The organism is Legionella moravica DSM 19234, assembly GCF_000423305.1.
GTDB classification, from domain to species: domain Bacteria; phylum Pseudomonadota; class Gammaproteobacteria; order Legionellales; family Legionellaceae; genus Legionella; species Legionella moravica.
Window position 1 is genome coordinate 1 of the sequence record NZ_AUHS01000031.1, and the last position, 11,933, is coordinate 11,933.

The following is an 11,933-nucleotide window of genomic DNA, read 5'->3' on the forward strand; positions in this document are numbered from 1 at the left end:
CTTCCTTATAACATTGACCACTCATTACTAACTGATATGCGTAGCTTACCCAATCTCATTATGCCTGAGAAGAGTGAGGTTAATTAACCGTTTACTTTTGAAATGGTTTTTTCCAATGTACTTTCTGATGGTACATAGAACCTGGATATCAGTATCGTCCTTTGCGTTTTATCTTAAATGGAGATGTAGATAAAATTTTGAATTAGCCAACCTATATGTATATAGATGTTAATTGTCATCTTTATCCTCTACCCAATAATCGGCAGGTCCTCCACCAGGCGTTGGCCTCGTTGATAATGGGCTTAATCGATAGGTTGCCCCTTTTTCATTGCTGCTGGAACCGCTCGCTCCTTGTTGATTTGCAATGGTGTTTTTATTTAATGTATCTATCAATATGTTATTTTTAAATATTAAAAATAAATTGCTCTCATTAAGTTCACAGGCGGTTTCAAATATAACAAAAACAAACAGGCGAGCATTATTCCTATCATTGAACTGTGCGACTTCCTTTCTTTCTGATGAATCTATAGATTTAATGAAAACATGATAGATGAGTTCTGAATTGTGAAAATCAGCGCTGCCTTCAGCATATTTAGCATGGGTTACACAAAGATTTTCTTTATTTAATTTAATCAACAACTCATGATCGTCATATACTCTGTAAATGACTTTTTTCCTTTCTTCTTCATCAGTCAAAGATTTTTTTGTTATAAAAACTTTTGCTTCATCTAACTCATTAAATTCAGCAATTAATTTTTCTTCGCCTCTTGCATAATGTTGAGTGATTTTAAAATTCATAGGACAATCCTACCAATGAGTTATTGATAATTATAGCTCATTGATCACAAATTAAGAGAATAGTATTGGTGTGCTTTATTTTGTGGAAACTCATTGATCCTACTATAAATAATGCTTTATTCCTGTTGCTTTTTCTCCGTCTTGGCACAATACCAAATGAGAGACTTGACCTTGCTCATTATTAAAAAACTGAATCTGTATATCGGGTATTTTTCCAAAAAAATTAGTTTCTGATTCAGGAAATAGTTCGATTTTTGATTGATTTATCTCTTGTACCATTAGGTAGTTATTTTCTAATGAAACAACAAGGTGCTTTTCTGACGTTAATCCATATGGAGCAATATAGGGTTTTATGGTGTATTTCCCAGTATATTTAACAAGTTGTTCTGTGGGTATTACTATTTCTTTTCTCTCAGATGGCAATTTAACTGTTTTACCCCTAGCCAAAGCTACAATCTTTAAAGCAAGATCTTGAGCTACGTAGCCCAATGCATTTAGATTAGCTAATACAATGACAGTCAGTTTATCATCAGGTGAATAGATTAACTTTGTATTGAAGCCACTGGTGCCGCCAGCATGTGTTATTGATTTATGTTCTTCCAGAGAGTGTATCCTCACACCTAAGCCATATTCATTTTTAAACGGATTTATCATTTTGTTTAAGGACTCTGGTGATAAAATTGTTCCTCCAAATAAACCTTGTTCCCACAAGAGCAAATCTCGCGTGGTAGAGTAAAGAGAACCAGCAGAATAGGGGATACTCATATCTAAATAATCTGCATTGCAAATTCCATTGGAGCTAACCATATATCCAGAAGCTCGATTTATAATTATCTTTGAATGGGAGTCGTATCCCGAGTCATTCATGCTCAATGGGTTGAATATATTAGTCATAATAAAATCTTCATAACTTTGACCGCTTATTTTTTCAATCAAGTAGCCAAGAAGTACATATCCTGAATTGTTGTATTCAAAGTTTGAGCCAGGTTGAAAATTCAATGGTTTATGACGAAAGAGTTCTATCTGCTGTTCCGGTGTTTTTGTACTTGTTGTAAATTTAGCGAAATCAGGAAAACCAGTGTAATTAGGAATACCAGATGTGTGGTTCAATAAATGGAAGAGAGTCACTTTGTTCCATGTTGATGGAGCATCAGGCATGAATTTATTAATGAAATCGGAAGTTTTAAGTTTCCCCTGCTCTTCAAGTAACAATATCGCAGCAGCTGTAAATTGTTTTGTAAGCGAGGCAATGCGAAATTTTGTCTTCGGTGTGTTGGAGATTTGCCATTCAAGATTAGCAAAGCCATATCCTTTATCCAGTACTACTTGCTCATGTTGAGCCATAAGAATTGCGCCCATGAATTGCTTATCTGCCACATACGACTGTATAACCTGCTCTATACGCGACACCCGATTATTCATGGCGTTTCCCTTTAAACATTATATAAGAAATTTGATCATGATTTTTTGTATTTTCTGCTATAAGCTCATTTAATTTCATTAGTCTGAGTTTATTTGTCAAAATGAATATCTAATTTGTAATTCGTTGCATCTAAGGTTGGCATTTGCCCAAAATTTGAATGATCAAACCATTTGATTTTTATTAGGTTTAATAGCCTAAAGTTAAAGCTTAGACATAAGTAGCGTATTTTGTGGTTTATCCTCAAATGGAAATGCGGGTAAATCTTCTGGATTAGCCAACCAATACTTATGATGTGCGTCGTCATAAATGGTATGTATCTCACCGTTATTAAATTCTTCAAAGGATAAATCACACAACAACCACTTTAAAAAATCCGCACAAATTTCCGGACGAATCAATTGCCCCGATTCATACGCTTGTTGAAACATTCTGTGTAAATGAAAACCGGTAGTTTCTCGCAGAGTTTTCTGGATACTCGTGTTTACTTCACCAGGAATTACTGATCCAACAGCGATATTTTTTTCACGCAATTCTTGTCTGACAATAGCTGCAACCTCATCTAAAGCCGCTTTAGTTGCACAATAAGTTGAGCTTTGCATTAACTTCAAGGTAGCTGCACGCGAAGTGACATATAAAATACGCGATCCTGATGGCATGCAAGGGATCAACAATGCTGTAAGTTTCATAGGCGCTGATAAATTAAGACCTATGACTTCATCAATCGCTTCGCAGGTATGCTTTTCTAAATCTCGCGGTGGGGTCTTCATGCCAGCGTTTTGTACTAAAATGTTCAAGGGGATTTTAGTATTATTAACAACATCAGCCACTTTTTTAAGATCATCGTTATTGGTTAAATCAGCGCAGATAGGTCTGAATGTAGCAAATTCGCTGCTTGTTCTATCCAGACTGTCTTGATCTCGGCCTACGCCAAAAACAGTCCACCCTTTACTCAGTAAATTGCGTGTTAGAGCCAAACCAATACCATGTGTTGCACCTGTTATTAAGGCTGCTTTCATTTTAATTCCCCTAGTATAGAATAGTCCAGATCCTTCAATAAGGCTGGCACAATGCCAAGAGTAAGCATCTAATTAACCATATCATTACCCACATCTTTATTGTGTCAGAGACACCCAGGCGACTCAGGCATGGATTAGAGCCACATATGCCAAGGATAATTTTCACGCATTCTAATAAATGATAAGGAGAGTATCAATACCGTAATTCTACTGTGCTTTAACTCTCCGATCGGCAGGGGTCGCCTGTTGATTTGCCGCTCTCTTTCAAAAAAATTGGATAAAATAATTGAGAGTGGACAACACATTCTAATAACTGGGCTTTATTCTTGCAATTATGCTTTTGTATAAAAATAGCTAAACGTGCTTTAAATGTTCTTGCAGATTAATACTATGAAATAATTTCATAAATTGTACAATGTTATAAGATGGGATATCTATAAAGAAAAATTACGGTATTCAGAAGAGGGGATAAAAATCCGAAATTTAATTTTATGAGTAAATATTTTAAAAGAATTTAATTTTAATGCTGACTTATACTGGTCTGGCAATAGATCTTTCAGGCCAGCTTATTAGATGTTCCTTCAATCTTTCGTTATCGTATTTCGATCAAAAAAATGTTGAAATTTAGCGCATTATAATTAATATATATGCAAATATTGTTTTGGGTGTATAATAAACATAAATTGGTTTTATAGTACGCTTATGAATATTAGCAATGAATTCGTCTTTTCTCGATATAAAAAAGGCATTGTATTATTACCCCCTGAAACTATGACTGAAACTGCGCACTTAAGTGTTGAGAATATACTAAAACAACCCTTTAGTATTTATTTTGTAAAAGGAAATGATTGTAGTCTTGGCAAAATAAACTCAACCTGCGCTCAAAATTGTGGTTTTGACTCGGAATTTTCTGCCATTGGTAAAATCGCTTCGGATTTTTTAAATAAGGAAAGCGCACATTTTGCTGTGGCGGTGGATAAGACTGTGATGGCTCAAGAGACTGTGAACATTTGCGAACATATGTTAGAGCATAATGAAGGTACAAGTTATCAATATTTAACAATAAAATCGCCTTGGTATCAACAGCAGAACGTGGTAGGGGTCTTCGGTTGTTCCATAATGCTTGGTTTACACCCATTGGCCGAATCTCTGCAATGTATTGCGGAGCTAGGTCTATTAAGCGCTAATGTTTTTAAAACTGTGGTTGCCAAAGACAGAGCATCGCTTTCAAAACAGGAGTTATCCCTCGCAAAATTATTGATAACTGGTTTAACTGCAAAGGAAATGGCAAAACGTGTAAATTTATCTCATCGCACAGTAGAGACTTATCTGATTAATATAAAAGCCAAACTGCAATGTAAAAACAAGACGGAACTGGTTATCAAGCTTGCTGATTTATTAGGGTACTCTCGATACTGATATTAAAGGAAAAAATATAAATGAAAAATACCCCTATCCGAACTTGGGGAGCAATAGAATATCCAACCTACTTAAGGATAATCGTCTGTCTTGTTGAGCCATCTTTTACTATAGTTAGAACACTTAACATCTACTAAATAAAGTAGAAGATTCCCATCTTGTATTTAAATGGTCTGTGACACAAATATTTCGTAAATACAACATCAAGAATAACCAGAGGGTTTGGGTGTCAATTTAAATGGTGATGGTGAGGAAGGTCTATCAGTTTCCGCTTGAATTTCCTCTTCGATCGCCGTTGTAGGAGGCGATTCCACACTGGATTGTTCTTCTAATTCAGGAGAAATTAAGGCTGGCGTTGGAGAATGCGTGGGCATCAACGCTCTCATCACAGCATAGCTGCTGCCATCGGATGCATCAGGGTTTAGAACATGTGTTGGCGCACCTCCTGGCATAAATGCTGTCATGACCGCATCACTGTCTGCTTTTTTATCCTTTCCTTGTACCCTTAATCCAAAGCGAGAGCCCTCCGTAAGCTGATCAGGCTTTAATGCAAATGGAAATTTTGAGTAAAACCATGTATGGGCGTAATCGATGGGAATTTTGGGTTTAATGATAAGTGGGGCTAAAACATGGCCATTTGCCTGCAAATCGCTATTAGCATTCGCAAAATATACAATGCAGGATTTCTTTTCTAAATCGAGTGCCGTTTGCGCACGAAATTGATTCATATCTCCTGTATGAAACGCTTTAACTGCTTTGCCAGTCTCATCAAGTTCTAAGCCTAATCCTAAACCCCATGCAAGACACTCTTTAACTTTCATGTCTACATGTTCAGCTGCGGGATTTGATTCTCCTGGCAATCTCTGATTATCTTGGGTTAAACTGACTTGTCTTACAAACGCTTGTTGCATAATAGGACTGGGATCCTGCATCCAGGCAATCATCAACTTTGTATAATCACTGGCTGTCGTGTAGAGGCTATTAGCGGCATCTGCTTTATCTTCGGAGGTTCCCGGTGGAACAAAGCTACTCATTTTCATATCCAAAGCCAACTCACCAAATACATGCTCCTGAGCTAAAGTACACAGTGACTTTCCAGTTTGTTCCTTAATAACTCTTTGTAGATATTCGAGCCCCGTACCGGAGTAGGCATATTCAGTACCCGGTGCAAAACTCAAAGTCGCACTAGCGTCAATGCCAAGACCGGATGTATGTGATAGAAGCATTCTTGGAGTAATTGCTTTAGCTCGTTCAATATCTATTTCACTTAATTGTTTGTCATGCTCATGAAAGAATTTTTCTAAAGAAAACACTTCATGTAAAGGCCTATCTAAGCCACTTCCAGCACTTTTTCCTGGTCCACTTAAAACACCTTTGTCGATAAGTTTTAATACCAGGTAAGCAAAAACAGGCTTGCTCAAAGAGGCTGCTCCGAAAACAGTATCATCCTCTACTTTGCTCAGAATTGAAGTATCTCGTGTGTCGGTTGTGCCAATGTTTGTTGTTGACGGAATGGTTGATTTACCATCTCTATACGCAATACTGACCCCTGGTATATGAGCTTTACGCATAGTGGATTCAATCAGTTTGCGGTCAATTCCTGTAATTTTTGGCATAATGTAGTATCGCAAATTGTTCACTATGAACTAATTATAGCATGATACCATGCTAATTTATTACAAAAACTAATGTCAGAAGAATAAATGTTGCAGAAAAAATGTACATGGTATCGATTAGAGGTACAGATGCCAAGGATAATTTTCACGCATTCTAGTAAACGATAAGGGGAGTATCAATACCGTAATTCTACTGTGTTGTGCTGTGTTTAAATATTACCTAAAATGACGATGCTGTTAATTTATTCTCAAAATGGTTTCAATTATGACTTGCTTGGTTTTTCCATGCCAGTCATTAGGTGTCAGTAATCTCAACGTTTGCAAGCAATTTATGTTACGATAAGTTAAATCTCTACGGTCACGAATATGATGGATTATAGGACATTAAATTAGCTTGTTCGTCGCTGATAAGGAATATATGAACACTACACAAAAATTAACCCTCCCTCGTTATATCTTCGCCATGCTTAAACCTTACAGACGGTTGGTGTTGTTGATGACTTTAATTGGCTTTTTCTGGGCGTTTATAACCACGTTCATGCCATGGACTCTGAAAATGATAATTGATCATGCCGTGTCATTTTCAGGTGATAAACAACAGTTGTTTAAATCGGTCATGCCTTGGATTGGTTGTTATTTGGCGCTGTGGTTTTTGCTTTGTACCAGCATGCGATTCCTGGATTGGATCCGATTAAAATTATTTCCAGTTTTGCGAGAAGATATTTGCATGTCGATGTTTCGCTGGTTAAATCAGCATTCGCATCGTTATTTTCAAAATAATTTTGCTGGCAGTTTGATTAATAAAATTAATGATATGCAGAGCGCGACCATCAATATTCTGAATATCGTTGATGATGTATATACCCAATTTTTAGGCTTTCTGGTAGCCATAGGGGTGTTGTTATACCTTTATCCAATATTTGCTTTGATTTTAATTTCGTGGGTAATCGTCTTTTTAGGTATCACTTTTTTATTTTTACGCCCGATTAAAAATGCATCGCAACACTATGCAGAAAGTATCACGCAGTTTGTGGGCAATATGGTGGATAGCGTTAGTAATGTAATGAATGTTCGGTTGTTCGACCGCTTTACAACGGAAAATCAGTACATCCAAAACTCTGTGAAAGAAGCAGTAAAAAGAGACCAGGCTTTGCAAGCAAAAATTATCGGTATGCGTGTGCTTTGGGACATCAGTATTATTTGTTTGCTGGGTTTAAACCTTATCGTTTTACTGAAGATGTATAGTATAAATAAAGTGACCATTGGAGATTTTACCTTTGTCACGTCTTTATCTATAAGTATATTGTGGAACTTATGGTTTGTAGCCGGCCAGTTTGTTTCCTTTACTGAACAAATAGGGCGTTGTAAGCAAGCACTAAGTATTATCGTCGAACCGCATGAAATCGTTGATGCCGCCGATGCTTTACCGCTTAAATTAAATCGAGGTGAAATTCGGTTTGATAACGTCACTTTTCACTATGATGAAGGCGCTCGTTTATTTGATAATAAGAGTGTTATTATAGATGGTGGCCAAAAAGTAGGGTTAGTTGGTTTTTCAGGCAGCGGTAAAAGCAGTTTTGTGAATTTAATTTTGCGTTTATTTGAAGTAGAGTCTGGTGATATTTTGATTGATGAGCAAAATATCAATCATGTGACTCAACAGTCTTTGCGCGAACATATTGCCTTGATTCCACAAGATATTACATTGTTTCATAGAAACCTGTTGGAGAATATTCGATTTGGTGATCCGACTGCTAGCGATGAAGCAGTGATTGATGCGGCTAAAAAAGCACATTGTCATGAGTTCATCAGCGAATTACCTGAAGCTTATCAATCCATGGTAGGTGAGCGAGGGATCAAGCTATCCGGTGGTCAGCGACAACGAATTGCTATAGCACGAGCCATATTAAAAAATGCGCCTATCCTCATTCTTGATGAAGCAACTTCCGCACTAGACTCAGTGACTGAGCAATACATACAGGAGTCGTTGTATCATTTAATGCAAAATAAAACCACGATAGTGATAGCACATCGCCTGTCAACTTTAGCGAAAATGGACCGGATTTTGGTGTTTGATAAAGGCCGGATCATTGAAGACGGTACGCATGATTCTTTACTGGTTTTAAAAGGGCATTATGCCAGAATGTGGCAGATGCAAGCCGGAGGATTTTTACCTGACAAAGAAAGAGCAGGTACTGAATAATTTGAGGATTAACAACAGTAAGCAGCTCATATTATTCTGGAAATTTTCGCTACGACTCAAGTGCAGTATATAGGACATTTGTTTCATCTTTTACGAAGTCGCTAAATTCAAGCTGTTCAGAGTCTAAATTATTATTATTTTTGAAGGATTGACCAAGGTTCGCTTACTGTGGTTTCGGCGTTATTTCTAATGGAGAGGAATCGAAATGCCTTTCTTCTGTGTCCCTTGATGAGCTCGCATGAAGAGTATATTGTGTTTTAATTTGATCAGCGCAATGTTTGAAATCATTTGTTTCTTCATTTTGGACGAATGCCATTGATGGATCATTATGTTCCAATATCATTGTTTCCGAAGTTTGCGGCCCACCAAGGGATGCAAGCATACGAGCGGTAGAAGATGAAGAAAGCGTTTCATTTTGAGCAATATAGGCGTTCCATAAATGTTGATATAGGTTACAGCGTTGCAGCAAAGTTGCATGTGAGCCTTCATCAATGACACGTCCCTCTGCCAGGACGATGATTTTTGAAGCGTTTTGACCCTCTGTAAGCTTGTGAGTAATCATCATTGTTGTAACGCTTGTCGATAGTTTATCAATACTTTCCAATACCGACTTTGCTGATTGACTATCAAAAGGAGCAGTAATTTCATCCATAAGCCGAATGGACGTTTTTTTCATGAATCCTCGTAAAATGGCTACTTTTTGTTGTTGGCCGCCAGACAGTGTCTTTCCATTTTCACCTACGTTAGTATCTAATTTATTTTCAAACGATTCAAGAAACGTGCGCAAATTTAACGCCTCAGCCAATGTCCAAATGGTTTCATCGCTGACTTCATCAGGGTTTTCTGAACCGTAGCAGATATTCTCCCGGATTGAGCCATTAAATAAATTCGGTGATTGCCCAAGCAGAGTGATATTTTTCTGGAGTGATTGAAGACTAACTTCAGCAATATTTTTTCCGTTAATTTTTATGGTGCCTTCGGTAGGTTGATAGTAACCATAAAGCATATTGAAAAGAGTTGTTTTGCCAGCACCGCTTTCACTCACAAATATCACTTTTTCACCGGATTCAATCTTGAATGAAAGGTTTTTAAATAAGACCACGGGTGCTTGTCCTGGTTTAGCTGTATAGCTGAAAGTTACATTATCAAACTCTATGACAGGAGGTGATTCTGGTTCAATTGGAAGTGGTGTTTCTGGATTTAAATCAACTACCTCATCGGGTATAGCCAGCTCTTTAAAGACAAATTTCAAATCGGGCCATGATGCAAATAAGTCGTTTACAGCTTGACCAAAAGCAGGCAATAAAGCGGAGAGTGAATTTAAATAGCCTGTTAAAATGACAAAATCCTGAATAGAATAAGCGCCGGATTTAACGCCATTTCCCATATACAAGGTGGCCAAAAGCATGCCAAGGCGCGAAATACTGATATGCCCTAATGAGATTAGTTGGGGTTTAATATGCGCATCAATTTCAACATGCATCATTTTTGTTAATGCCGCATCGACGCCTTTCATTGTATGCTCGTATTGACCAAAATCGCGCATGACTTTATATTGCGCTATGGCATCACTGAAACTTTGATAAGCTTCACTTCCTGTTTTTAGCATCATTTCTCTTGCGTCAATAATAGGTTTGGCGGTGAGGGCGCTATAGCCTGTGTATGCAGCCATAACAGCGAATAAACCAGCTCCCACCCCATAACCATATCGACTTGCTAAAACACTACTTGCGATCGCAATTTCGACAACTGTTGGCGCTATTTGGGTAAGCAGTGGGGTGCCGATGTTACTCAACGAAAAACTTTTTTGTATTAGATAAATTTGGTCTGAAAAAGGGGTATTTACGTGATAATCAAGTGATTTTTTTAGCAAATGTTGAGTTCCCATCATCAGGATTTTTTTGGTGTTGTAAGCGGTGACCGGTACCATGGTTTGATCACGCAAATTGGGAATCACTTGCGACAGTGCATATGCTGAAACCAGTAGTGTAATTAACATATTGGAGGAAATTTCCACACCTCCAATTTCAGTTGTTTCATCCTCTCCTGATAATAAATTCAGTGTTTCAGCAAACAACCATGGCGTTATAAAATTTAATCCGGTATTTGCAGCCGTAAGTAATGTAGCAAAGGCAATGCGTAAACGATTTTCTGGCGAAATAACTAAGGTACCCAGGCTTGAGATAATCTGCAGTGCGGATATTTCTTTTTCCTCGGGTTCATCCACAAAATCGGGTGCCTCATCAATCTGTAATACAATGGATTCTTCAGCTTCTGCTCGTGAATTTGAAATATGAGCCGTGCGTAGAATCACTCGCGCAATCACAATTGTAAGTCCTAGCAATAAAATAAATAGGTACATCAGAACTGCCTATGTTTGTGGGTAAGGTTCGGGAGTGTTTCGTCCAAAAATCATTGGATATAATTTTATCAAAATCGCATGGTTAAGTTAATACCGTAAAAATACAGTACTTTTTTGCTACAATTGGAAGAGCAGAGTAATCCCTCTCTTAGAGCTTATTCGATTAGAAAAACTCTTAGAGGGGAAGGCGTTTTATTAACGTTTATTGATACACTGGATTGTCCGATAAATCCAATGAATTGTCAGAGACTGATTGTCTATTTTTATACGTGCCAGCAGCAAACGTTTGAGCAGCAATTGATGTTCACTGCTAATCTTCATAGTAAGTCGGTGCAATCACAATATCTCGGATGCAGATATGTTGGGGTTGTTCATAAATCCATAAAACGGCTTTTGCCAATTCAGCAACTGAAATAATTTGGTTTTCTTGCAGGTTTGATTGCTGAAGGAGTGAGGTTTTTACCTTGGCGGGTGCAATATTGCATACGCGAATTCCTAATGAAGCATTGGCCATTCTTAGAGATTCACTTAAACTCTTTATAGCAGCCTTGGTTGCTGCATAGGTGGCTAATTTTGGACGCGTTTTTCTGTCTGCCAATGAACTGATATTGATAATTGTTCCTGTTTTTCTTGACTGCATTCCAGGTAGTACGGCTTCTATACAATTGATAACGCCCTTTACATTTACATCGACCATTTGCTCGTGATCATGGTGTGATAATTTAGAGAATTCACCGTTTTTTACAGTACCAGCATTATTAATTAAGCATTCAACCGGTCCAAATTTTATTTCAGCTTCCTTGATAGCGTGGCTAAGAGAAATGGGATCGGTAACATCTGCCTGGAAATATAGGGTATTGGGTAATTGATGATGCTGTTGTGAAGTAATATTCCTAGAAATTAATAAAAGAGGATAGCCATTTTCTGAAAAAATGTCCGCAATCCCGCCGCCAATTCCTGAACTAGCTCCCGTAATCATTATCAATGATTTTTTTATGCTCATCGTAACCCTCTTACTGCCAGATCGTTGAATGCATGACGGTACAGATCATTCTTCTGATAACCTGTAATAAAATGGTAATTACCATTTGGAACT

At 37.6% G+C, this 11,933-nt stretch carries 8 protein-coding genes; 2 read left to right on the forward strand and 6 right to left on the reverse strand.

Annotated features, from left to right (window positions below; genetic code table 11):
• Positions 1-228: 228 nt before the first annotated feature.
• The 3 genes from G543_RS0108480 to G543_RS17500 all read right to left on the reverse strand — a co-directional run bounded on the left by G543_RS0108480 (position 229) and on the right by G543_RS17500 (position 3,237).
• Positions 229-798 (reverse strand): hypothetical protein, encoded by a 570-nt coding sequence (locus tag G543_RS0108480; RefSeq protein WP_028384145.1) that lies wholly within the window; start codon positions 796-798, stop codon positions 229-231.
• Between the two features lie 102 nt (positions 799-900).
• Positions 901-2,220: a serine hydrolase gene (locus G543_RS17495; protein ID WP_035921823.1), complete on the reverse strand. Its 1,320-nt coding sequence runs from the start codon at positions 2,218-2,220 to the stop codon at positions 901-903.
• Between the two features lie 201 nt (positions 2,221-2,421).
• A complete protein-coding gene (locus G543_RS17500) occupies positions 2,422-3,237 on the reverse strand; it encodes an SDR family oxidoreductase (RefSeq protein ID WP_081675652.1) in 816 nt (271 codons plus the stop codon).
• A gap of 702 nt (positions 3,238-3,939) precedes the next feature.
• On the opposite strand from G543_RS17500, the gene G543_RS18405 reads away from it, so the two are divergent.
• Positions 3,940-4,656, forward strand: coding sequence for a helix-turn-helix transcriptional regulator (locus G543_RS18405; protein ID WP_028384146.1), 717 nt, complete (start codon positions 3,940-3,942; stop codon positions 4,654-4,656).
• Positions 4,657-4,859: 203 nt separating this feature from the next.
• Here G543_RS18405 and G543_RS0108500 read toward each other — a convergent pair whose 3' ends face one another.
• Entirely contained in the window at positions 4,860-6,272 is a 1,413-nt protein-coding gene (locus tag G543_RS0108500; protein WP_028384147.1) for a serine hydrolase domain-containing protein, read from the reverse strand.
• 418 nt (positions 6,273-6,690) lie between these two features.
• On the opposite strand from G543_RS0108500, the gene G543_RS0108505 reads away from it, so the two are divergent.
• The gene (locus G543_RS0108505) at positions 6,691-8,475 is read left to right on the forward strand and encodes an ABC transporter ATP-binding protein (protein WP_028384148.1); all 1,785 of its coding nucleotides are present in this window, start codon (positions 6,691-6,693) and stop codon (positions 8,473-8,475) included.
• Between the two features lie 163 nt (positions 8,476-8,638).
• Here G543_RS0108505 and G543_RS0108510 read toward each other — a convergent pair whose 3' ends face one another.
• Both G543_RS0108510 and G543_RS0108515 read right to left on the reverse strand, forming a co-directional pair.
• A complete protein-coding gene (locus tag G543_RS0108510; RefSeq protein ID WP_028384149.1) occupies positions 8,639-10,837 on the reverse strand; it encodes an ABC transporter ATP-binding protein in 2,199 nt (732 codons plus the stop codon).
• A 310-nt stretch (positions 10,838-11,147) separates the two neighbouring features.
• Positions 11,148-11,840, reverse strand: a complete 693-nt coding sequence (locus G543_RS0108515; protein ID WP_051190654.1) for an SDR family oxidoreductase — start codon at positions 11,838-11,840, stop codon at positions 11,148-11,150.
• Between the last annotated feature and the right edge of the window lie 93 nt (positions 11,841-11,933).